Genomic DNA, 23,403 nt, shown 5'->3' with positions numbered 1-23,403 from the left:
CGGCGAGCACCTGCGGAGGGAGTCCGGTGACCTCCCAGCGCAGCTGTCACCAGGGGACTGGTCACGCAGGGGGGCGGGCAGGAGAGGATGGGCGCCGCACACCGCGCAGGAGCAGCCGGCGCAGACGAGCTTGGGGTGGGTAACGCATGAAGTTCCGGGTGGCACGTGAGGTGCTCGCCGAGGCCGTGGCGTGGACGGCGCGCAGCCTGCCGCCGCGGCCGTCGGTGCCGGTGCTCGCCGGGATCCTGCTGGAGGTCGAGGGCGGCCAGCTGGCGGTCTCCGGCTTCGACTACGAGGTCTCGGCCCGGGCCGAGGTCGACGTGCAGTCCACCGAGGCCGGCCGCGCGCTGGTCCCCGGCCGGCTGCTCGCCGAGATCACCCGGGCCCTGCCACCGCACCCGGTCGACGTGGTCGCCGAGGGAGCCCGGCTGGCCATCACCTGTGGCAACGCGAAGTTCAGCCTGCCCACGCTCCCGGTCGAGGACTACCCGTCCCTGCCGTCGATGCCCTCCACCGCGGGGGTCGTGGACAGCGACGCGTTCGCCGAGGCCGTCGGCCAGGTCGCCGTCGCCGCCGGCCGCGACGACACCCTGCCGATGCTGACCGGCGTGCGACTGGAGATCGAGGACGACCTGGTCACCCTCGCCGCCACCGACCGCTACCGGCTCGCCGTCCGGGAGTTCGCCTGGCGTCCGGAGACCCCGGGCCTGTCCGCCGCCGTCCTGGTGCCGGCCCGCACGCTGGCCGACGCGGCGAAGACGCTGACCAGCGGCCCCGAGGTGGTGCTCTCGCTGGCGTCCGGCGGCTCCGGGGAGGGCATCCTCGGCATGTCCGGCAAGGACCGCCGGACCACGACCCGGCTGCTGGACGCGGAGTTCGTGAAGTACCGCGCGATCATGCCCAGCGAGTCGTCGTCCTTCGCCACCCTGCCGGTCGGGCTGTTCACCGACGCCGCCAAGCGCGTGGCCCTGGTCGCCGAGCGCGGCACGCCGCTGCGCTGCGAGTTCACCCCCGGCCAGGTGACCCTGCGCGCCGGGGGCACCGACGACGAGGGGCAGGCCGAGGAGCGCTGCGACGTCGAGTTCGACGGTGAGCCGCTGACGATCGGGTTCAACCCGACGTTCCTGCTCGACGGCCTGGCCGCGGTGCACACCGACCGCGCCCGGATGGACTTCACGACGGCGCTCAAGCCGGCCGTGCTGTCCGGGGTCGACGAGCCCTCCGCCGACGACGCGGACAACGGCAGGCCCGCCGAGCGGGCCGGCTCCTACCGGTACCTGATCATGCCGGTGCGGCTGCCCGGCTGACAGCGGGCCCGGGCGCGCGTGCACCCGGGAGGGCGAGCACGATGGACGTCGGCGCGCGCCCGGGCCCGGCTTGGGCGCGACGGGTGCGCCGCGACGACGCGGCTGCCCACCGAGACCTGCCGCGGGAGGACCGCGGACCACGAGCGAGACACCGAGACTGAGGAGCAGACGTGCAGCTGGGGATGGTCGGGCTGGGCAAGATGGGCGGCAACATGGCCGAGCGGCTCCGCCGCGCAGGCCACGAGGTGGTCGGTTACGACCAGTTCTCGGAGAAGCGGGACGTCGAGAACCTCGAGGCGCTGGTCGAGGCCCTTGAGGCGCCCCGCGTGGTCTGGGTGATGGTGCCCAGCGGTGAGCCGACCCGCTCGACGGTGCGCGCGCTGGGTGACCTGCTCAGCCCCGGCGACGTGGTCATCGACGGCGGCAACTCCCGCTTCACCGACGACAAGGAGCACGCCGCGGCGCTGGGCGCCAAGGGCCTGGGCTACCTCGACGCCGGGGTCTCCGGTGGCGTGTGGGGGCTGGAGAACGGCTACGCCCTCATGGTCGGTGGCTCGGTGGAGGACGTCGCCAAGGCCCAGCCGATCTTTGACGCGCTCAAGCCGCCGGCACCCAAGGACGAGGCCGGTCAGCCGATCCACGGTGCCGGCTTCGTGCACGCCGGCCCGTGCGGCGCCGGCCACTTCGCCAAGATGGTCCACAACGGCATCGAGTACGCGATGATGCAGGCCTACGGCGAGGGCTACGAGCTGCTGGAGGCCGTCGACCTCATCGAGGACGTGCCCGGCGTCGTGGCGTCCTGGACCCAGGGCACCGTCATCCGCTCCTGGCTGCTGGACCTGCTGGTCCGCGCGCTGCAGGAGGACCCGGCACTGGAGAAGATCTCCGGCTACGCCGAGGACTCCGGCGAGGGCCGCTGGACCGTGGAGCAGGCGATCGAGCACGCCGTCCCGATGCCGGCGATCTCGGCCTCGCTGTTCGCCCGCTTCGCCTCCCGCCAGGGCGACTCCCCGACGATGAAGGCGGTGGCCGCGCTGCGCAACCAGTTCGGTGGGCACGCCGTCCAGGCCGTCGAGGCGGCCGAGCCGGCGGAGGCCGAGAACCCCGCGTGATCACCGGGTCGACGTCCGTCCTCCACCAAAATGGCCATTTTGGTGGAGGACGGGAGCGGGGCTGAGCCGTGTACCTCCGGCACCTGCAGGTCGGGCAGTTCCGCAGCTGGGAGTCAGCCGACCTGGCGCTGACCCCGGGCCCGACCGTGCTGGTGGGCCGCAACGGCCAGGGCAAGACCAACCTGGTCGAGGCGGTCGGCTACCTGGCCACGCTGGGCAGCCACCGGGTCTCGGCCGACGCCCCTCTGGTCCGGCACGGCGCCACCCAGGCGGTGGTGCGGGCGGCGCTGCGCAAGGACGAGCGCGAGCTGCTGGTCGAGGTGGAGATCAACCCCGGCCGGGCCAACCGGGTGCGGGTCAACCGCGCCCCGTTGCCCCGGCCGAGGGAGCTGCTCGGCCTGGTCCGGACGGTGCTCTTCGCACCCGAGGACCTCGCTCTGGTGCGTGGTGACCCGGCCGAACGCCGGCGCTTCCTCGACGACCTGCTGGTCAGCCGGACACCGCGGCTGGCCGGGGTGCGCAGCGACTACGACCGGGTGCTCAAGCAGCGCAACGCCCTGCTGAAGACGGCGAAGCTCGCCCGGGGCGACGCGCTGGCCACCCTGGACGTCTGGGACGGTCACCTGACCGAGCTCGGCGGGCAGCTGCTGGCCGCCCGGCTGCAGCTCGTCGCCGACCTGGCCCCCTACGTGGCCGAGTCCTACGCCGGGGTGGCCGGCCCGGGCGCCGACCGCGCGGCGCTGGGCTACAGCAGCTCGGTGCCGCTGGCCGGGGACGGGACGCCGGTCGACCCGGCGCGGGTGCTGCCCGGTGCCGAGGAGCTCGCCGCCGCGCTGCGCGAGCGGGTCGGCGAGCGGCGCAAGGAGGAGGTCGACCGTGGGGTGACCCTGGTCGGCCCGCACCGGGACGACCTGGTGCTGCACCTGGGCCCGGCGCCGGCCAAGGGCTACGCCAGCCACGGTGAGTCGTGGTCGTTCGCCCTCGCGGTGAAGCTGGCCTGCTTCGCGCTGCTGCGGGCCGAGGGCGACGACCCGATCCTGGTGCTGGACGACGTCTTCGCCGAGCTGGACTCCGGCCGGCGGGCCGCGCTGGCCGAGGTCGCCCGCAGCGCCGAGCAGACGCTGATCACCGCGGCGGTCGCCGAGGACGTCCCGGCGGTGCTGCTGGGCACCAGGGTGCAGGTCGCCGACGGGCAGGCCCGGGTCCTGCCCGGGGAACCGGCCGACGCGAGCGCGCCGGCGGAGGAGGCAGGGGTGGACCGTGGCTGAGGAACGTCCGGCACGACCCTCCGACATCGCCCGCGCGGCACTCGAGGCCGCCCGCGCGGCCTCGGCCTCCCGCCCGCAGCCGACCCGGCGCCGGGTGGCCGGCCCGCGCCGCCGCTGGACCGGCCCCGGACCCGGCGCCGACGACCCCCAGCCGCTCGGCTCCCTGGTCGACTCGCTGGTCACCCAGCAGGACTGGACCGCCCGGACGAAGGTCGGTGCGGTGTTCGGCCGCTGGGACACCCTGGTCGGTCCGGAGATCGCCGCGCACTGCCGGCCGGAGTCGCTGAACGAGGGCGAGCTGCTGGTGGTGGCGGAGTCCACGGCCTGGGCGACGCAGCTGCGCCTGCTCGCCCCGTCCATCCTGGGCAAGCTGCGCGCCGGGGTCGGCGGGGACGTCGTGACCAAGCTGCGCGTTGTCGGTCCGACGGCGCCGAGCTGGAAGAAGGGCCCGCGCACCGTCCGTGGCCGTGGGCCACGTGACACGTACGGATGACCAGCGAGACGAGGAGTCAGCGATGAGCAGCCCGCGCGACCGCGACCGGGACGGGTTCGACGACGGCGCCGGCGGCCAGTGGCAGGAGCCCGCGCACCTCGGCGGGGACCCGGCCGGCGACGGTGGGCCCGGCCCCGCCGCTCCCCGCCCCGACCACGACGGCCCTGACCAGCCCGGCCCCGACCAGACCGGAGGTGAGCGGTCCGGTTCCCAGGCGTGGCAGCCACCGGGCTGGGACCTGCCCTCGGTGGAGCCGGAGCGCCCGGCCGCGGCGTCCCCGCCCCCGCCGGCCACCCGGGACCAGGCCACCCGGGACCAGGCCGCCTGGCCGCCGCCGGGTGACCAGCGGTACCCCGACGCGCCGCCGACCGAGCAGTCCGACCGTCCCCGGCGGGGCCTGGGCGGCCTGTTCGGCGGTGGGCGCTCCCGCCCCGCGGACGACATCGGCGCCGGGCGCCCCGACGTCCCGCCGGACCCGGCCCTCGCCGCCGACCCGTTCGGCACCCAGGCGTGGGCCCAGCAGTACGGCTGGGTGCTGTCCGACGGCACCGCCCCCGAGGACGAGCCGCTCGGCGCGCTGGTCCGGTCGGCGCCGGTCCGGCCCGGGAAGGAGGACCAGGCGAGCCGGGTGGTGCGCGGCCGGGGCAACGGCCTGGACCTGGTCGCCTTCGACATCGTCTCCCCGGTCGGTCGCGGCTTCGTGAGCACCCACGCGATCACGGCGGCGCCGGTGCTGGGCGGGGTGCCTGCCTTCCGGCTCTCCCCGGCCCGGATGTGGCGGCACGGCACCGGCGGGATGTTGCAGATCCCCAGCACCGACCCCGAGTTCGACCGCCGCTGGGTGCTGCTCGCCGCCGAGGACGGCCCACAGGTCCGCCGGATCGCCGAGGACCCCGTCGTCCGGCAGTCGCTGCTGGGCAGTGACGACGGCGACGAGGTCTGGTCGGCGGCCGGCTTCGTCGCCGCCATCCGCCCCGACGCCAACCGGCCGCAGCTGATCGAGCACCACGCCCGGTTGCTGGCCGCGGTGGTCGGCGCCCTCGCCGCCGCGGCCTGAGCGGCACCCCCGCGATGACGCCGGGCGGGACGGCGGAGGAGTCACCGACGCCGTCCGCCGGCCTCCGCGAGCTGCTGCCGCTGCTGCGCCCGCACCGCCGGGCGCTGGGTGCGGCCGCGGTGCTCTCGCTGTTCTCGGCCGCGGCCGCGCTGGCCCAGCCGGCGCTGGTGGGGCAGGTGATCAGCGCGGTCGGCTCGGGTGGTGCGGTGCTGCCCGGGGTGGTCGCGCTGGTCGTCGTCCTGGTGGCGGCCGCGGTGCTCGGGGCCGGGCAGCAGTACCTGCTGCAGCGCACCGCCGAGGGCGTCGTGCTCAGCACCCGGCGGCTGCTGGTCGACCGGCTGCTCCGGCTGCCGATCGCCGAGTACGACCGGCGGCGGACCGGCGACCTCATGTCGCGGGTCGGCTCGGACACCACGCTGCTACGGGCCGCGGTCACCAGCGGCGTGGTGGAGATCGTCGGGTCGGTGGTCGTCGGCGTCGGCGCGCTGGTGGCGATGGCGCTGGTCGACGTCTGGCTGCTGCTGGTCACCGTGGTCGCGGTGGGCGTCGGGGTGACCACCGCCGTGCTGGCCTCCCGCCGGGTCCGGGAGCTGTCCCGGCAGGCGCAGGAGCAGGTCGGTGCGATGAGCGCCGCGGTCGAGCGGGCGCTGTCGGCGGTGCGCACGATCCGGGCGAGCGGGGCCACCGCCCGCGAGGTGGACACCGTGGGCGCCAGCGCCGAGCGGGCGTTCACCGCCGGGGTGCAGGTCGCCCGGCTCGAGGCGCTGGTCTCGCCGGCCGGTTCGATCGCCGTGCAGGGGGCCTTCCTGGCGGTGCTGGGGCTGGGCGGCTACCGGGTGGCGACCGGTTCGATCGCCGTCGCCGACCTGGTCGCCTTCATCCTCTACCTGTTCCTGCTGGTCATGCCGCTGGGGCAGCTGATCGGCTCCTACACCCAGCTGCAGACCGGCCTCGGGGCGCTCGCCCGGGTCCAGGAGGTGCTCGCGCTGGAGCCCGAGCACGACGAGGTGCCCGAGCGACCGGTCGCCGGCCGGTCGCCGGTGGTGCTCCGCACCCCGACGGGCGCGGACCCGGTGCCACTGCTCCAGCTGGACGGCGTGGGCTTCGGCTACCCGGACGGCACGGCGGTGCTGCACGACGTCTCCTTCGCCGTGCCGGCCGGCAGCCGGGTGGCCCTGGTCGGGCCGTCGGGGGCGGGGAAGTCCACGGTGCTGGCGCTGGTGGAGGGCTTCTACCCGCTGTCGGCCGGGGCGGTCCGGTGGGCCGGCACCGACGTGCGCGAGCTGCCCCGCGCCGCGCTGCGGGCCCGGATGGGCTACGTCGAGCAGGAGGCGCCGGTGCTGGCCGGCACGGTGCGGGAGAACCTGCTGCTCGCCGCGCCGGACGCCGGCGAGGAGCAGCTGTGGCAGGCGCTGTCGGACGTGGGCCTCACCGGCGTCGTGCAGCGCTCCGCCCGCGGGCTGGACGTCGCGGTCGGGGACGACGGGGTGCTGCTGTCCGGCGGGGAGCGGCAGCGGCTGGCGATCGCCCGGTCCCTGCTGGCCCGCCCGGCGCTGCTGCTGCTCGACGAACCCACCGCCAGTCTCGACGCCCGCAACGAGGGCCTGCTGCGGGACACCCTCGCCGCGGCGGCGGCCGACCGGGCGCTGCTCGTCGTGGCGCACCGGTTGTCCACGGTCATCGACAGCGACCAGATCGTCGTCCTGGACGCCGGCCGGGTGGTGGCGGTCGGCACGCACGCCGACCTGGTCGACACCAGCCCGCTCTACCGGGAGCTCGCCACCGCCCAGCTGCTGGTCTGAAGGAGGACCCCCCTCTCCCCGCGCCACTCGTCCCTCGTGGCGGGCCCCGGAGAGCGGGCCGTCAGGCGGCGTTCCACGTGGAACGCCGGCACCGGCGGCGCGCCGACGTGGACTCGACGGGACTGCGTGCGCGGAGCACGATGCCTGCCAACCCAGGAGGCACCAGATGGCCGAGATCGTGCGCACCGAGGACGACGCCAGCGGGGACGGTGCCCCCGGGGGGCAGCCGAGCCTGAAACGGGTGATGGGCCCGGGCCTGTTGCTGCTGTTCATCGTCGGCGACGTCCTCGGCACCGGCATCTACGCCCTGACCGGCCAGGTGGCCGCGCAGGTGGGCGGGGTCGTCTGGCTGCCGTTCCTGGTCGCCTTCCTGGTCGCCCTGGTGACCGCGTTCAGCTACCTGGAGCTGGTGACCAAGTACCCGCAGGCGGCGGGCGCGGCGCTGTACACGCACAAGGCCTTCGGCATCCACTTCGTCACGTTCCTGGTCGCCTTCGCGGTGATGAGCTCCGGCATCACCTCCGCCTCGACCGCGGCCCGGGCGTTCAGCGCGAACGCCGCCAGCGTCTTCGACCTGGGCTTCTCCGACGGCATCGGCATCACCCTGATCGGGCTGGGCTTCATGGCCCTGGTCGCCCTGGTCAACCACCGCGGGGTGGGCGAGAGCGTCAAGGCCAACGTGGTGCTGACCTGCGTCGAGCTGACCGGGCTGCTCATCATCATCGGGATCGGCGTCTGGGCGCTGGGCGGCGGCGAGGGCGACTTCTCCCGGGTCGTCGAGTTCGACACCGGCGAGCGTTCGGTGGTGGGCGGGGTGATCGCCGCGACCGGCCTGGCCTTCTTCGCGATGGTGGGCTTCGAGGACTCGGTGAACATGGCCGAGGAGTGCAAGGAGCCCCGGCGGATCTTCCCGAAGGTGCTGCTCGGCGGCCTGCTGGCGACCGGGCTCATCTACGTGCTGGTGTCGATCTCGGCGATCGCCCTGGTGCCGTCCGACGCGCTCAGCGAGGGGGACACCCCGCTGCTCCAGGTGGTCGCGGCCGGCGCCCCCGCCTTCCCGCTCGGCCTCTTCGGGGTCATCACGATGTTCGCCGTCGCCAACTCGGCCCTGATCAACATGCTGATGGCCAGCCGGCTGGTCTACGGCATGAGCACGCAGGGCGTGCTGCCGCCGCTGCTGGGCCGGGTGCACGTCGTCCGCCGCACGCCGACCACGGCGATCCTGTTCACCACGGCCCTGGCGTTCGGCCTGATCACCTTCGTCGGGGCGGTGCCCGCCCTCGGGGGGACGACGGCCCTGCTGCTGCTCATCGTCTTCACCGTCGTGAACGTCGCCGTCCTGGTGCTGCGCCGCGACCCGGTGGACGCCGACCACTTCCGCACGCCCACGGTGCTGCCGGTCGTCGGGGCCCTGGCCTGCGCGTTCCTCGCCACCCCCTGGGCCGGGCGGCCCACCGAGCAGTACCGGATCGCCGGGGTGCTGCTGGTGATCGGCGTCGTCCTGTGGGCGGTGACGGTGCTGGTGAACCGGCGCAGCGGCCGGCCCGCGGGGCGGCTGGACCCGACGCAGCTGACCGGCGAGGGCCCGGTCAACTGACGAAGGACCCCCTCGCTCCCCGCCACGCGCTCCGCACGCGGCGGGGCCCTGCGAGGGGGCCGTGCCCCCCGCCACGCGCTCCGCACGCGGCGGGGCCCTGCGAGGGGGCCGTGCCTCCCACCACGCGCTCCGCACGCGGCGGGGCCCTGCGAGGGGGCCGCGTCCTCCCCACCCCTCCGCCAACTCGTGGCGGTACCCCGGGCAGGGCCCGGCCCAGCCGTCGTAGGACGGCGTGTCGCCCCGGGGGGCAACACGGGTGGTGGCGCGTGAGTCGGGAGAGGCTCTCGCGCCACGTCAGGCCGTGGACGGGCGGTCTGGGGTGTACGCACCCGGTACTCTGGGGAGGACACACCCCCAGCAGCCCGCTGAGAGCCGTCCTGCGCGCCTCGACACCGTCGTCGACGTGGCGCCGCGGCCGCGAGGTTGCGCAAGAGAAGGGCCCCACGTGGTCGCTCAGCCGCAGACCGAGAACGCCTACTCCGGCAGCTCCATCACCGTCCTGGAGGGGCTGGACGCGGTCCGGAAGCGCCCCGGCATGTACATCGGCTCGACCGGTGAGCGCGGCCTGCACCACATGGTGTGGGAGGTGGTGGACAACGCCGTCGACGAGGCGCTGGCCGGCTACTGCGACACCGTCCGGGTGACCCTGCTCGCCGACGGTGGCGTCCGGGTCGAGGACAACGGCCGTGGCATCCCGGTCGACATGCACCCGGTGGAGAAGCGGCCCACGGTCGAGGTCGTCATGACCATCCTGCACGCCGGCGGCAAGTTCGACGGCAAGAGCTACGGCGTCTCCGGTGGCCTGCACGGCGTCGGCGTGACCGTGGTGAACGCGCTGTCCACCGCGCTCGACGTGCGCATCTGGCGCAACGGCACCGAGTGGACCCAGCACTACGACGTCGCCAAGCCCGGTGCGCTGACGGAGGTCGGCACGACGGACAAGCGGGGCACGGCCATCACCTTCTGGGCCGACCCGTCGATCTTCGAGACGACCGACTACTCCTTCGACACGATCAACCGCCGGCTCCAGGAGATGGCCTTCCTCAACAAGGGCCTGACCATGGTGCTGCGCGACGAGCGCCCCGGGCACAGCAAGGCCGAGACGGGCGTCGCCGACGAGGCCTCGCTGGCCGAGGCCGCGCCGACGGTGGGCGAGGAGGAGGCGGCCTTCGAGCCGACCGAGGTCACCTACCGCTACGACGGCGGCCTGGTCGACTACGTGACCTACATCAACCGTCGCAAGACCGCGATCCACCGCTCGGTCATCGGCTTCTCCGCCGACGGCGTGGGCAAGAACGACACCGCGATGTCCGTGGACGTCGCCATGCAATGGTCCGACGCCTACTCCGAGTCGGTGCACACCTTCGCGAACATCATCAACACCCACGAGGGCGGCACCCACGAGGAGGGCTTCCGGGCGGCGCTGACCTCGATCGTGAACAAGTACGCGATCGAGAAGAAGCTGCTCAAGGAGAAGGACGACAAGCTCACCGGTGACGACATCCGGGAGGGCCTGGCCGCGATCGTCTCGGTGAAGCTCGGCGACCCGCAGTTCGAGGGCCAGACGAAGACCAAGCTCGGCAACACCGAGGTCAAGGGCTTCGTGCAGAAGGTCTGCAACGACCAGATCGGCCACTGGTTCGAGGCCAACCCGACCGAGGCGAAGACGATCATCACCAAGGCCGCCTCGGCCGCCCGGGCCCGCCGCGCCGCCCAGGACGCCCGCAAGCTCGCCCGCAAGAGCCTGCTCACCGTCAGCGGCCTGCCGGGCAAGCTCGCCGACTGCCGCTCGACCGACCCGCGCAACTCCGAGGTCTACATCGTCGAGGGCGACTCGGCCGGTGGTTCGGCCAAGTCCGGCCGCGACTCGATGTACCAGGCGATCCTGCCGATCCGCGGGAAGATCATCAACGTCGAGAAGGCGCGCATCGACCGGGTGCTGAAGAACGCCGAGGTCCAGTCGATGATCACCGCCTTCGGCACCGGCATCCACGACGAGTTCGACCTGGCGAAGCTGCGCTATCACAAGATCATCCTGATGGCCGACGCCGACGTCGACGGCCAGCACATCACCACGCTGCTGCTGACCCTGCTGTTCCGCTTCATGCGGCCGCTGGTCGAGGCCGGCCACGTCTACCTGGCGCAGCCGCCGCTGTACAAGATCAAGTGGGGCAACAAGCACCCCGACGACTACGTCTATACCGATCGGGAGCGGGACGAGCTGCTCAAGGCCCGCGCTGCCGAGGGCCGCAAGCTGCCCAAGGACGACGCGATCCAGCGGTTCAAGGGGCTCGGTGAGATGGACGCCAAGGAGCTGTGGGAGACCACGATGAACCCGGAGAGCCGGATCCTGCGCCAGGTGACCCTCGATGACGCCGCCGCCGCGGACGAGCTGTTCAGCGTGCTCATGGGCGAGGACGTGGTCGCCCGCCGCAGCTTCATCACCCGCAACGCCAAGGACGTCCGCTTCCTCGACGTCTGAGGAAGGACCCCCTCGCCCCCCACGCCTCGCTCCGCTCGGCGTGGGCCCCTGCGAGGGGGCCGGGGGCAGGGCCTGAGGGCACCTGTACTGCGCATTCATCCACCGCTGTGTATCGACTTGTGGAGAACCAGACGTGACAGAGACACCCAGCCGCGACCGCGTCGAGCCGGTCGACCTCCAGCAGGAGATGCAGCGCAGCTACATCGACTACGCGATGTCGGTCATCGTCGGCCGGGCCCTGCCCGACGTGCGGGACGGCCTCAAGCCGGTGCACCGCCGCGTGCTGTACGCGATGTTCGACCAGGGCTTCCGCCCCGACCGGGCCACCGTCAAGTGCGCCCGCGTCGTCGGCGAGGTCATGGGCAACTACCACCCACACGGTGACTCGTCGATCTACGACGCCCTCGTGCGGCTGGCCCAGCCGTGGTCCATGCGCTACCCGCTGATCGACGGCCAGGGCAACTTCGGCTCGCCGGGCAACGACCCGGCCGCGGCCATGCGCTACACCGAGGCCCGGCTCACCCCGCTGGCCATGGAGATGCTCCGGGACATCGACGAGGAGACCGTCGACTTCCAGCCCAACTACGACGGCAAGAACCTCGAACCGCTGGTGCTGCCGGGGCGTATCCCCAACCTGCTGGTCAACGGCTCGGCCGGGATCGCCGTCGGCATGGCGACCAACATGCCGCCGCACAACCTGCGCGAGGTCGCCGCCGCGGTCTTCTGGATGCTGGAGCACCCCGAGGCCGAGGCCGAGGAGGCGCTCACCGCCTGCATGGAGCGGGTCAAGGGCCCGGACTTCCCCACCCACGGGCTGATCGTCGGCCGCGAGGGCATCGAGGACGCCTACCGGACCGGCCGCGGCTCGGTGCGGATGCGCGCCGTCGTCACCGTCGAGGAGGACAGCCGGGGCCGGGTGCAGCTCGTCGTCACCGAGCTGCCCTACCAGGTGAACCCGGACAACCTGGCCGAGTCGATCGCCGAGGGCGTCCGCGACGGCCGGCTGCAGGGCATCTCCGAGATCGCCGACGAGTCCAGCGACCGCGTCGGCCGCCGCCTGGTGATCACGCTGCGCCGGGACGCCGTCGCCAAGGTCGTGCTGAACAACCTCTACAAGCACACCCAGCTGCAGACCACCTTCGGCTGCAACATGCTCTCCATCGTCGACGGCGTGCCCCGCACGCTGCGGCTGGACGAGCTCATCCGCCTCTGGGTCACCCACCAGATCGAGGTCATCGTCCGGCGCACCCGCTACCGGCTGCGCAAGGCCGAGGAGCGGGCGCACATCCTGCGCGGCTACGCCAAGGCCCTGGACCACCTGGACGAGGTCATCGCCCTCATCCGCCGCAGCGAGTCGGCCGAGGCCGCCCGCACCGGGCTGATGGAGCTGCTCGACGTCGACGAGATCCAGGCCGTCGCGATCCTGGACCTGCAGCTGCGCCGGCTCGCCGCCCTGGAGCGCCAGCGCATCCTGGACGAGCTGGCCGAGATCGAGGCCCGGATCGCCGAACTGCAGGCGATCCTGGACTCCCCCGAGCGGCAGCGGCAGATCGTCCACGACGAGCTGGCCGAGATCGTGGAGAAGTACGGCGACGACCGGCGCACCCAGTTCGTGGCCAACGACGGTGACGTCTCGATGGAGGACCTCATCGCCGAGGAGCAGGTGGTCGTCACGATCACCCGCACCGGCTACGCCAAGCGCACCAAGGCCGACCTGTACCGCTCGCAGCGGCGCGGCGGCAAGGGCGTCATGGGCGCGCAGCTCAAGCAGGACGACCTGGTCCAGCAGTTCTTCGTGGGCTCCACCCACGACTGGATCCTGTTCTTCACCAACAAGGGCCGGGTCTACCGGGCCAAGGCCTACGAGCTGCCCGAGGCCGCCCGGACCGCCCGCGGCGCGCACGTGGCCAACATCCTGGCCTTCCAGCCGGACGAGAAGATCGCCCAGGTCATCCAGATCAAGGACTACACAGTCGCCCCGTACCTGGTGCTGGCCACCGCCCGGGGCCAGGTGAAGAAGACCCGGCTCACGGACTTCGACTCCCCCCGCTCCGGCGGCGTCATCGCGATCAACCTGCGCGACAACGACGAGCTGGTGGGCGCGGCGCTGATCAGCCCGGACCAGAACCTGCTGCTGGTCACCCGCAAGGCGATGTCGATCTGCTTCAAGGCCAACGACGACCAGCTGCGCCCGATGGGCCGGGCCACCGAGGGCGTCCGCGGCATCTCCCTGGCACCGGACGACACGCTGCTGTCGATGATCGTCGTGCAGGAGGGCGTCGACGTCCTGGTCGCCACCGAGGGCGGCTACGCCAAGCGGACCGGGATCGAGCACTACCCGGAGCAGGGCCGGGGCGGCAAGGGCGTGCTCACCGCCGACCCCAAGGCCCGCAAGGGAGCGCTCGTGGGCGCCCTGGCCGTGGTGCTCGGCGACGAGCTGTACGCCATCACCTCCGGCGGCGGGGTCATCCGCACCCCGGTCAACGGCGTGCGGCACACCCGCGACCGGGCCACCATGGGTGTCAAGCTCATGAACTTGCCCGAGGACGTGTCGATCGTGGCTATCGCGCGTACGACGGACAACGACGAGCCCGAAGCCTAGGGTGGGGCGGATGCCAGACCGGTGTCGCGGACGACGGCGTCCGCAACCCGGGCTGTGCGACGACCACGGCAGTGACCGGCCCACCTCCCCGCGCACCACGGCGGACCCGGTGGGTGCACCGACGCGGCGAGGGCCGCAGGGCGACAGGAGACTGGGATGAGCGACCGGGCACGCAGTTCGGTGCGTACCGACTCCCGTGAGGGGGACGGCAGCGCCGACGCGGTACCGGAGGGCGCCACCCCGGTCGCCGGCCGGTCCGGGTCGGGCACCGCACCCTCGTCGTCGTCGTCGTCGTCGAAGGACGGGAGCCGGTCCTCGTCCGGCTCGCCGGCAGAGGCCCCCGCCAAGGCGACGCAGGCCGCTCCCGCGAAGGCCGCCCCGGCGAAGGCCGCCGGCGACCCGGCCGAGGGCAACGGTGCCTCGTCGGCCGGCGGTGCAGCCCGGGCTGCAGCGGCCGGCACCTCTGCGGCCGCCACCCCGGCGGCCGGGAGCCCTGCGGCCGGCACGGCAGCAGCGGGCAGGCCCCCGGCGGACGAGCCCTCCCCGGCCGGTGGCCGGGGTCGGGGCGGTGCCCCCGCGGCGGGCACGCCGTCCGCTCCGGGGAACCGGCCGGCGGGCGCGGCCCGTGGCGCCGCGCCGCGCAGCGGGGTGCCCGCGGCTGGCTCGGTCCCGATCGACTCGACCCAGGCGGTCGGCCTGCCCCCGGCGGCTGCCCGGCCGATCGACACCGCAGCCCGGCCCGAGCCCGCACGCGCCACGCCCAGGCCGGCGGCGTCCCGGCCGGCCGGTCAGGGTGCCGGCCGGACGGCCCCCGCGGCCAAGGGCCGCAGCACCGCCAACCGGGGCCCGCGCCGGGCCCGGCTGCAGCTGCGCCACATCGACACCTGGTCGGCGCTGAAGATCTCGCTCGTCCTCTCGATCGCCCTCTTCTTCGTGTGGATGGTCGCGGTCGGCATCCTGTACGGGGTGCTCAGCAGCCTGGGCGTCTTCGACACGGTCAACGACCTGGTCGGGCAGCTGGCCACCACCACCGACGCCACGGACGGCGGCGGAGAGGTGATCACCGCCGGCGTCGTCTTCGGTGGCGCCGCGGTGATCGGGGCGATCAACATCGTGCTGCTCACGGCGCTGTGCACCGTGGGGACGTTCGTCTACAACCTCTGCTCCGACCTGGTCGGCGGCCTCGAGGTCACCCTCGCCGAGCGCGACTGAGGCGACTCGCTCTGCTGAGGCCCCCCGCGTCGGGGGGCCTCAGCGGGGCAGGTAAGCTGTTCACCGGTCCACGGGCCTGTAGCTCAGACGGTTAGAGCGCATCCCTGATAAGGATGAGGCCGGAGGTTCAAGTCCTCCCAGGCCCACCCGTGCACCGACGGCGGGCGGCAGTGATCCCCACGGGGGTCGCGGTCGCCCGCCGCTGGGTCCCGGCAGCGGTCACCGGCACCGCGGTGGCCCACACCGTTCGAGGAGGTCCCGCGTGCTGAAGAAGCTGGCGATGGCAGCGCTCGCGGCCAGTGCCCTGGCGGCCGTGCGCAAGCGCAGCTCCGGCAAGGGCGAGGCCGACCTGTGGGCCGAGGCCACCCGCGGTCCCGGTTCGGTGAGCACGCCCGGGGCCTGATCCCGCCGCTGCGGTCGATCGACCGCAGTCCCCGGGGACGTTGTAGAAATGCCCTTCGGGGACGTAGCTCAATTGGCAGAGCACCGCCTTTGCAAGGCGGGGGTTAGGGGTTCGATTCCCCTCGTCTCCACTCCGGCCCCTCGGGGCCTTCGCCGGACGCCGGCACAGCTCCTGCGCACCGGGCGCTCAGCAGCCACCCGGGCGGCAGTGGGAGAGTGGTCGTCGTGACTGAACAGACCTCCGCCGCACGGCGCGCCGTCCTGCACACCAACCACGGCGACATCACCGTCGACCTGTTCCCCGACCACGCCCCCAAGACGGTCGCGAACTTCGCCGAGCTCGCCGAGGGCAGCCGCGAGTGGACCGACCCGCGCACCCGCGAGAAGACCACCGCGAAGCTCTACGACGGCACGGTGTTCCACCGGGTCATCCAGGGCTTCATGATCCAGGGCGGCGACCCGCTCGGTCAGGGCACCGGCGGCCCCGGCTACCGCTTCGGCGACGAGTTCCACCCCGACCTGTCGTTCAACCGCCCCTACCTGCTGGCCATGGCCAACGCCGGTCCCGGCACGAACGGCTCCCAGTTCTTCATCACCGTCACCAACACCCCGCACCTGAACAACAAGCACACGATCTTCGGTGAGGTGGCCGACGACGCCAGCCGCCAGGTCGTCGACGCGATCGCCACCGCTCCGACCGCCCGCGGCGACCGCCCGGTCGAGGACATCGTGATCACCTCCGTCGAGGTGCAGCGCAGCTGAGCACGCCCGAGGGCAACGGGGGCGCCGGCGCGGAGGACGCGCGGCCGGCGCCCCCAGCCACCTGCTACCGGCACCCGGACCGGCCGACCGGGGTCCGCTGCACCCGCTGCGGCCGGCCCATCTGCCCGGAGTGCATGAACCCGGCCGCGGTCGGCTTCCAGTGCCCGGACGACGTGCGGGCCGGCAACGCCGGCGTCCGCCGTCCCCGGCGCACCACCGGGCTGCGCACCGCGGCCCGGCGCTGGGGTGCGGTCACCCTCTCCCTCATCGCGCTGAACGTGCTGGTCGCACTGGCGACCGCCGGCTCGGCGATCAGCGTGGGCGTCAACCCGCTGCGCAGCTTCCGCTCGCCGCTGCAGGACGACTTCGCGATCGTCCCGTACCTCGTCGACGCCGGTGAGTGGTGGCGGGTGGTCACCAGCGCCTTCACCCACGTCGGGCCGGTGCACCTGGCGCTGAACATGCTCGCCCTGCTGCTGTTCGGCTCCGAGCTCGAACGCCAGCTGGGCCGCGGCCGGTTCCTGACCGTCTACCTGGTGTCCGCCCTGGGTGGGGCCGCGGCCCTGCAGCTCTTCGGCGCCTACCTGGGCGGCGTGGTCGGCGCCTCCGCGGCGATCTACGGCCTGCTGGGCGCCTTCGGCGTCGTCCTCTTGAAGCAGAAGCAGGACCTCCGCGGGCTGCTCACCCTGCTGGTGATCAACCTGGCAATCAGCTTCCTCCCCGGGGTCTCCCTGCTCGGGCACCTCGGTGGCCTCGTCGTCGGTGCGCTGACGGCCGGCATCCTCGTCCTGGGCGGCCGCCGGCGGCCGGTGGTGGTCGGCGGGGTCGCCGTCCTGGTGGCCGTGCTGCTGGTGCTCGTGTTCGGCGGGCTGCGCTAGCTCCCTGCGCCGGCCGCGTGCAGCGCCCGGGCGACCGCGTCCGGGTCCTGGCCCAGCTCCCGGCGGCCCAGCACGACCAGGACCGCGTCGTCCGTGCCGTCCTCGAGCTCCAGGGTCCGGGCGCGCAGCCCCCACCGCCGTGACGTCCGCACCCGGGCGCGCAGGACGGGCCAGGCGATCGTCGTGCCGCCGCGGAGCGCCCGCACGGTCACCCCGGAGGCGTCCGCCCGCAGCCGGGGGCGCAGCAGGAGGTCGCGGGCGGCCAGGCCCAGCAGCAGGGCGGCGCCGCCCCCGACGAGGACCCGGCCCACCGGGTCGACCAGCAGGGTGGCCAGCGCGAGGGCCACCCCGGCGGCGGCCATCGCCACCGCCTCGCCGATCCGGGGCGACCAGTCCACGGGACCAGCTTGTCAGGACCGTTCGCGGAGGAGGCGGCGGCGCCTAGCATCGGGTGATCAGACGTCTGGGACGTCACCGTCTGCGCCGAGGAGTGGTCCATGCGCGATGCCGTCATCTGTGCCGCCGTCCGCACGCCGGTGGGGAAGCGGGGCGGCGGGCTGTCCGGCGTGCACGCCGCCGACCTGTCCGCCACCGTGCTGCGGGCCCTGGTGGACCGCACCGGCCTGGACCCCGCCGTCGTCGACGACGTCCTCTGGGGCTGCGTGAGCCAGGTCGGTGAGCAGACCAGCAACATCGGCCGGGTCGCGGCGCTGGCGGCCGGCTGGCCGGAGACGGTGCCCGGCACGACCATCGACCGGCAGTGCGGCTCCTCCCAGCAGGCGGTCGCCTTCGCCGCCGCCACCGTCGTCAGCGGTCAGGCGGACGTCGTGGTCGCCGGCGGGGTCGAGTCGATGAGCCGGGTGCCGATGGGCTCCTCGGCCGGCGACGGGTCGGCCGGCCGCCCGCTCGGCCCGCGGTACCTGGCCCGCTACGGCGGCGTCGCACCCAACCAGGGGGTCGGCGCGGAGATGATCGCCGCGCGGTGGGGCCTGTCCCGGACCGAGCTGGACGAGTACGCGCTGCGCTCGCACGAGCGGGCCGCCAAGGCGCAGGCCGACGGGGCCTTCGACGCGCAGCTCGTCCCGGTGCACACCCCGGAGGGTGCGGTGGTCACCGCCGACGAGGGCATCCGCACCGGGGGCACGCTCGAGGCGCTCGGGGCGCTCAAGACCCCGTTCCAGGCCGACGGTGTGATCAGCGCCGGCAACGCCAGCCAGATCTCCGACGGGTCCGCCGCGCTCCTGGTCACCACCTCCGAGCGGGCCCGCGAGCTCGGGCTGACCCCCGTGGTCCGGGTGCACACCACCGTCGTCGCCGGGGACGACCCCGTGATCATGCTGACCGCCCCCATCCCGGCCACCCGCAAGGTGCTGGACCGTTCCGGGCTGGCGCTGACCGACATCGGCGTCTTCGAGGTGAACGAGGCGTTCGCCCCGGTGCCGCTCGCCTGGTGCCGGGACATCGGGGTCGGAGCCGACGCGGTCAACCCCCTGGGCGGCGCGATCGCGCTCGGGCACCCACTGGGCGCCTCGGGGGCCCGGATCATGACCACGCTGGTGCACCACATGCAGGCCACCGGCACCCGGTACGGGCTGCAGACGATGTGCGAGGGCGGTGGCATGGCCAACGCCACGATCCTGGAGCTCCTCGACCACTGAGCCGGTGCCGGCCGTCCACAGCCCCCGTCCCCACGGACGGGGGCTGTGGCGTTCCTGCGGTCGTCCCCCGGGGTGGGGATGTCGACAACTCGCCCGGACACGCGCGGGAACGGCCCGTCACGCTGCTGGTTTGCGCTTCCGGGTGGCGGGTAGTAAGCGCTCGGCGAGCCGCTGTGGCGTGCGCTTTTCCCACAGCTGTGTACACAGCTGGGGACGGAGTTCCACGGGTGTAGTTACCCCTGTGCCGTTTCCGTCCCAGTGGTCACATCGCAGGCATTCCTGCAGGTCAGCGTCGGGTGAGGGCGTGCCGGTAACCCACAGAACGTGGACAACCCGGTGGATGGTGGAACGGCCTGCCTGTGGACGACGGAGCCCGCTGTGCACAGTCGATCTTCGCGCGAGCCCCTGACCTGCACGTTGACCGTTTGTCGACCCAGCGGGGCGGTCACGGCTCGCTGTGCACCGGTCACCGAACGGAGTACCGACCGGTCAGGGCCGCCCGAGCCGACCCGGTCCGCACGACCGGGTCCTCGCCCCCGAGGTCGTCGGGACGGCGGTCCCCGCGCCCTGGGTCCACAGGAGGCGCGCCTGCGTACCCGGCGTCCACAGGCCACGGGCGCCGGTGCTGGCGGTCCGCGGGACGAGGACCGCGTCTCGACGTCCGCAGGCGGAGGGCCCCCGCGCAGGACGGAGGCCTCGTCCCGGGGCCCGCACGACGAAGGCCCCCGTCCCGGAGGGACGAGGGCCTGTCGGTCGGACCGGGCGCGGGTGTCAGCGCCAGCGCATCGACATGATCAACCCGGCGACCATGGCGCCGAAGCCGATGGCGAAGTTCCACGGGCCCAGCGTCGTCATGAGCGGGATCCGGTCGCCGGCGACGTAGTAGACGACGATCCACAGCAGGCCGATGAGCATCAGCGCGACCATCACCGGGGCGTACCACCGCGGGCTCGGCTGCGCGGACTGGGCCCGGGCCGCGCTGGTGGGCAGCACGCCCTCCGGCGGCGTGTAGACCGACTTCTTGCGCACCTTCGACTTGGGCACCTGGCGGACTCCCTCCCGGGCCGGTGGCCTGACGCCCCGGCGTGAACGCCCACCAGCCTAAGCTGAGAGGCCAGCCATCCCGCCCCGTGCCGCGGCGGCGTCACCCCTGTTCGCCCCTCCGGGGTGGGCGCCGACACCAGGAGGTGTGCATGACCCGCAGCGGGGCCCCCCGTCGGTTCGACCCGTGGGTCGGGCTCGTGCCCGTCGTCGCCCTGGCCGCCGGTCTGCTGTTCGCCACCTCCGGCAAGACCGCGCAGGGCACCGACCTGCGGGGCGGGGAGGTCACCGAGCTGTCGGCGCTGATCGAGGAGCGTGACTCCACCGTCGCCGGCCAGCAGGCCGAGCTGGCCGCCCTGCAGCTGCAGGTGCAGGCGCTCACCGACCTGGCCGCCTCGCGGAACGGCGAGGTCGCCGCCGTGCAGCAGGGTGCTGCCCCCGGGATCGGGTCCGCCGGCCTCGCCGAGCTCACCGGGCCGGGGCTGTCCATCGAGCTGGACGACGCCCCGCGCCAGTCCTCCGGGACGACCCCGACCGAGGAGAACCCGGACAACCTGGTGATCCACCAGTCCGACGTCCAGGGGGTCGTGAACGCGCTGTGGGCCGCCGGCGCCGACGGGGTGGCCATCATGGGGCAGCGGCTGGTCGCCACCAGCGCCGTCATCTGCGTCGGCCCCACCCTGCTCCTGCACGGCCGGACGTACTCCCCGCCCTACGTGATCACCGCCGTCGGGGAAGGCGACGCGATGCGGGAGGAGCTCGCCGCCTCCCCGGGCGTCCAGGTCTTCCAGGAGGCGGCCGACGCCTACGGGCTGACCTTCGACGTCGAGGACCAGGACCAGCTGACGCTGCCGGCCTACGACGGCGCCCTGGACATGCAGTACGCCAGCGCCGGCTGAGCCGTCCTGAGGCGGCCGTCCCCGGTCAGGGTGACGGCGCACGGCCCTCCGTGTACACCTGAGCCCGCGGGGACCCACCCGGGTCGCCGCCCACCGCCCTCTGGAGATCGAGCCCTCGTGCCCCGCACCGACGTGAGTGTCCAGCGATGAGCCTGCCCGCCGTGCGGCCGGTGCTCGTCGTCGACAACTTCGACAGCTTCGTCTACAACCTCGTCCAGTACCTGGGGCAGCTCGGGGTGCCCAGCGTGGTGCGCCGCAACGACGCGGTCACCGTCGACGAGCTCCCCGACCTGGACGTCGCCGGGGTGCTGCTCTCCCCGGGCCCCGGCACACCGGTCGACGCCGGCGTGACCGTGCCGATGGTGCAGGCCGCCGCGGACGCCGGACTGCCGGCGCTCGGGGTCTGCCTGGGGCACCAGGCCATCGCCGAGGCCTTCGGTGGCGTCGTGAGCCGGGCTCCGGAGCTGCTGCACGGCAAGACCAGCCAGGTGGTGCACGAGGGCGTGGGCGTGCTGGCCGGGCTGGGCAGCCCGTTCAATGCCACGCGGTACCACTCGCTCGCGGTGGAGTCCGACAGCGTCCCGGCCGAGCTGGAGGTCACCGGACGCACGCCGTCGGGCATCGTGATGGCGCTGCGGCACCGCGAGCTGCCGATCGAGGGGGTGCAGTTCCACCCCGAGTCGGTGCTCACCGAGGGCGGGCACCAACTGCTGGCCAACTGGCTGTCCGGCTGTGGGCTGGCCCCGGACCCGGCGCGGGTCGAGGCCGCGGCAGCCACCGCCCGCCGGCTCAGCACCGTCACGGTCTGAGCCGACCCCGGCTCAGCACCATCAGGAGCTGAGCCGACCCCGGCTCAGCACCATCAGGAGCTGAGCCGGCCCCGCGAGCGGCTCAGCTCAGCTGGTGGGCTGCGCCGGCGGGGTGACCTGGCCCGTCGGCGCAGCCGGGGTCGACGAAGTCGCCGTCGGGGTCGCCGCCGCTGTCGGCGTCGGCGTCGGCGTCGGCGTGGGGGTCGGCTCCGCCGGGGTCGGGACGGCGATCAGCAGGGTGACCGTCTCGCCCGCCGACACCGAGGCCCGCGGGCCCGGGTCGGTGTCGACGACGGTGCCCGGCGTGGCGTCGTCCCGCTCGACGTTGTTCGGGACGATGACGCCGTTGTCGATCCCGGCGTCCACGAGGGCCTCCCGGGCGGCCGGCTCGGTGAGCCGGCGCACATCGGGCAGGGTGATCGAGCCCGTGGAGATGCTCAGCCGGAACGACACGTCCGGGGCGGCTTGGCTGCCCGGCGCGGGGTCGAGCGCCACGACCGTGCCGGCGGGCTGCAGGCTGTCGACCTGGTCGGTGCTCGTGCTGCCGGTGAAGCCGGCGCCCTCGAGCCGGTCGATCGCCTCGTCCTGGTCGTCGCCCAGCACGTTCGGCACGGCGATGGTGTTGGGGCCACCCCCCACGACCAGGTCCACCGGCTCCTCCGGGTCGACCTCGGTGCCCGCGCCCGGGTTGGAGCTGAGGACCGTGTCCTCCTCGGCCTGGGTGCTCGGCTCGCGGGTGACCGTGCCGACCGTCAGGCCGGCGGCCAGGATCTCGGCCTCGGCGTCGGCCTGCGGGTCACCGACCAGGTCCGGCACCGGGACCTGCTGCACCACCGGGGCGTCGGGCTCGCCGGACCCGGAGTTCAGGGCCAGCGCCAGGCCCACGCCGGCGGCGACCAGCAGGACGACGGCGACGACGACGGCGATGACCCGGTTGCGCCGGCGGTTGTCCTCGGTCCGTCCGTCGTCCCACTCGTCGTTGCCGTACCCGCCGGGGGTGACGCCGATGATCGTGGTCTTCTCGGCGTCGCTCATCACCGGCGTGGCCTCGACCCGCTGGCCGGCCACGGCCCGCAGCAGGTCCGCGCGCATGTCGGCGGCGGACTGGTAGCGGTTGGCCGGGTTCTTGCTCATCGCCTTGAGCAGGATGGCGTCGAGCTCCGGGGTGATCTCCGGGTTGATCGACGACGGCGTCCGGGGGTCCTCCCGCACGTGCTGGTAGGCGACGGCGACGGGGGAGTCGCCGGTGAAAGGCGGGGTGCCGGTGACCAGCTCGTACAGCAGGCACCCGGCGGAGTAGACGTCGGAGCGGGCGTCGACGCCCTCGCCGCGGGCCTGCTCGGGGGAGAGGTACTGGGCGGTGCCGATCACGGCGGCCGTGGAGGTCATCGTCGCGGCGGAGTCGGAGACCGCCCGGGCGATGCCGAAGTCCATGACCTTGACGGTGCCCTGGGGCGTGATCATGACGTTGCCGGGCTTCACGTCCCGGTGCACGATGCCGTTCCGGTGGCTGAAGTCCAGCGCCGCGCAGATGTCGGCGGTGAGCGACATGGCCCGCTCGGGGGGCAGGCGCCGCTCGCGGCGGAGGACGTCGCGCAGGGTGTCGCCCTCCACGTACTCCATGACGATGTAGGGGGTCGCGCCGGTGGCGGTGCGGTCCTCCCCCGTGTCGTAGACCGCGACGATCGCCGGGTGGTTCAGCGATGCGCTGGCCTGGGCCTCACGCCGGAACCGGACCTGCGACGACGGGTCGCGGGCGAGGTCCTGGCGCAGCACCTTGACCGCGACCTCCCGGCCCAGCCGGAGGTCGCGCCCCCGGTGCACCTCCGCCATGCCGCCGCGGCCGAGCACCCCGCCGATCTCGTAGCGCTCGCCGAGCACCTGGGGGGTGGTCATCGGTGGTCCTCTCGGGTGGTGCGGTGCGGCGGTCGCGGCTCCGGGACGGCTGGACCGGGGAGCGGTACGCCGTCGCGGAGCCTAATCGCTGGCCGGCTCGCGGCAGGCGCGACGCGAGCGCCGGGG

Annotated in this window: 19 protein-coding genes and 2 tRNA genes; 18 read left to right on the top strand and 3 right to left on the bottom strand. The window is 73.8% G+C overall.

Annotated elements, in window-relative coordinates; translation table 11 throughout:
• Positions 1-146 precede the first annotated feature (146 nt).
• The 15 genes from dnaN to FB380_RS06315 all read left to right on the top strand — a co-directional run bounded on the left by dnaN (position 147) and on the right by FB380_RS06315 (position 16,974).
• Positions 147-1,307, top strand: a complete 1,161-nt coding sequence (gene dnaN / locus FB380_RS06385; RefSeq protein ID WP_166754344.1) for a DNA polymerase III subunit beta — start codon at positions 147-149, stop codon at positions 1,305-1,307.
• 170 nt (positions 1,308-1,477) lie between these two features.
• Positions 1,478-2,419: a phosphogluconate dehydrogenase (NAD(+)-dependent, decarboxylating) gene (gnd, locus tag FB380_RS06380; protein WP_166754343.1), complete on the top strand. Its 942-nt coding sequence runs from the start codon at positions 1,478-1,480 to the stop codon at positions 2,417-2,419.
• A gap of 68 nt (positions 2,420-2,487) precedes the next feature.
• Positions 2,488-3,687 carry a DNA replication/repair protein RecF gene (gene recF, locus FB380_RS06375; protein WP_166754342.1) on the top strand — a complete coding sequence of 400 codons (1,200 nt, stop codon included), beginning with the start codon at positions 2,488-2,490 and terminating at the stop codon, positions 3,685-3,687.
• Complete coding sequence (locus tag FB380_RS24535) at positions 3,680-4,180, top strand: DciA family protein (RefSeq protein WP_166754341.1); 501 nt, start codon at positions 3,680-3,682, stop codon at positions 4,178-4,180. The genes recF and FB380_RS24535 overlap by 8 nt, the downstream gene beginning before the upstream one ends.
• A 22-nt stretch (positions 4,181-4,202) precedes the next feature.
• Positions 4,203-5,237 carry a hypothetical protein gene (locus FB380_RS06365; RefSeq protein WP_166754340.1) on the top strand — a complete coding sequence of 345 codons (1,035 nt, stop codon included), beginning with the start codon at positions 4,203-4,205 and terminating at the stop codon, positions 5,235-5,237.
• Positions 5,238-5,251: 14 nt separating this feature from the next.
• Positions 5,252-7,039, top strand: a complete 1,788-nt coding sequence (locus FB380_RS06360) for an ABC transporter ATP-binding protein (RefSeq protein WP_166754339.1) — start codon at positions 5,252-5,254, stop codon at positions 7,037-7,039.
• Between the two features lie 166 nt (positions 7,040-7,205).
• A complete protein-coding gene (locus FB380_RS06355; RefSeq protein WP_166754338.1) occupies positions 7,206-8,636 on the top strand; it encodes an APC family permease in 1,431 nt (476 codons plus the stop codon).
• 445 nt (positions 8,637-9,081) lie between these two features.
• Positions 9,082-11,118, top strand: a complete 2,037-nt coding sequence (gene gyrB, locus FB380_RS06350; protein WP_166754337.1) for a DNA topoisomerase (ATP-hydrolyzing) subunit B — start codon at positions 9,082-9,084, stop codon at positions 11,116-11,118.
• A 133-nt stretch (positions 11,119-11,251) separates the two neighbouring features.
• Positions 11,252-13,720, top strand: a complete 2,469-nt coding sequence (gene gyrA, locus FB380_RS06345; protein ID WP_166754336.1) for a DNA gyrase subunit A — start codon at positions 11,252-11,254, stop codon at positions 13,718-13,720.
• Between the two features lie 156 nt (positions 13,721-13,876).
• Positions 13,877-14,932: a DUF3566 domain-containing protein gene (locus FB380_RS24095; RefSeq protein ID WP_208382777.1), complete on the top strand. Its 1,056-nt coding sequence runs from the start codon at positions 13,877-13,879 to the stop codon at positions 14,930-14,932.
• Between the two features lie 72 nt (positions 14,933-15,004).
• Positions 15,005-15,078: transfer RNA gene (locus FB380_RS06335), tRNA-Ile, on the top strand.
• Positions 15,079-15,194: 116 nt separating this feature from the next.
• A complete protein-coding gene (locus tag FB380_RS06330; RefSeq protein ID WP_166754335.1) occupies positions 15,195-15,335 on the top strand; it encodes a DLW-39 family protein in 141 nt (46 codons plus the stop codon).
• Between the two features lie 57 nt (positions 15,336-15,392).
• A tRNA-Ala gene (locus FB380_RS06325) sits at positions 15,393-15,465 on the top strand.
• A 94-nt stretch (positions 15,466-15,559) separates the two neighbouring features.
• Complete coding sequence (locus FB380_RS06320) at positions 15,560-16,096, top strand: peptidylprolyl isomerase (RefSeq protein ID WP_166754334.1); 537 nt, start codon at positions 15,560-15,562, stop codon at positions 16,094-16,096.
• 134 nt (positions 16,097-16,230) lie between these two features.
• A complete protein-coding gene (locus tag FB380_RS06315; protein ID WP_166754333.1) occupies positions 16,231-16,974 on the top strand; it encodes a rhomboid family intramembrane serine protease in 744 nt (247 codons plus the stop codon).
• Here FB380_RS06315 and FB380_RS06310 read toward each other — a convergent pair.
• Positions 16,971-17,372 carry a PH domain-containing protein gene (locus FB380_RS06310; protein WP_166754332.1) on the bottom strand — a complete coding sequence of 134 codons (402 nt, stop codon included), beginning with the start codon at positions 17,370-17,372 and terminating at the stop codon, positions 16,971-16,973. The genes FB380_RS06315 and FB380_RS06310 overlap by 4 nt on opposite strands.
• A 99-nt stretch (positions 17,373-17,471) precedes the next feature.
• Between FB380_RS06310 and FB380_RS06305 the strand changes: the two genes are divergently transcribed.
• On the top strand, positions 17,472-18,632 hold the full coding sequence (locus FB380_RS06305; protein ID WP_166754331.1) for a thiolase family protein: 1,161 nt from the start codon (positions 17,472-17,474) through the stop codon (positions 18,630-18,632).
• Between the two features lie 771 nt (positions 18,633-19,403).
• On the opposite strand, the gene crgA is transcribed toward FB380_RS06305, so the two are convergent.
• Positions 19,404-19,676 carry a cell division protein CrgA gene (crgA, locus tag FB380_RS06300; RefSeq protein WP_166754330.1) on the bottom strand — a complete coding sequence of 91 codons (273 nt, stop codon included), beginning with the start codon at positions 19,674-19,676 and terminating at the stop codon, positions 19,404-19,406.
• Positions 19,677-19,825: 149 nt separating this feature from the next.
• Here crgA and FB380_RS06295 point away from each other — a divergent pair, with 149 nt between their 5' ends.
• Positions 19,826-20,572, top strand: coding sequence for a DUF881 domain-containing protein (locus FB380_RS06295; protein WP_166754329.1), 747 nt, complete (start codon positions 19,826-19,828; stop codon positions 20,570-20,572).
• 146 nt (positions 20,573-20,718) lie between these two features.
• Positions 20,719-21,381 carry an aminodeoxychorismate/anthranilate synthase component II gene (locus FB380_RS06290; RefSeq protein ID WP_166754328.1) on the top strand — a complete coding sequence of 221 codons (663 nt, stop codon included), beginning with the start codon at positions 20,719-20,721 and terminating at the stop codon, positions 21,379-21,381.
• Positions 21,382-21,468: 87 nt separating this feature from the next.
• On the opposite strand, the gene pknB is transcribed toward FB380_RS06290, so the two are convergent.
• On the bottom strand, positions 21,469-23,277 hold the full coding sequence (gene pknB / locus FB380_RS06285) for a Stk1 family PASTA domain-containing Ser/Thr kinase (RefSeq protein ID WP_166754327.1): 1,809 nt from the start codon (positions 23,275-23,277) through the stop codon (positions 21,469-21,471).
• Positions 23,278-23,403: the final 126 nt, after the last annotated feature.

This window comes from Modestobacter marinus, from assembly GCF_011758655.1.
GTDB classification, from domain to species: Bacteria; Actinomycetota; Actinomycetes; order Mycobacteriales; family Geodermatophilaceae; genus Modestobacter; species Modestobacter marinus.
The sequence above is the reverse complement of the archived record's forward strand: the minus strand, read 5'-3'. Positions and strand labels throughout refer to the sequence as shown.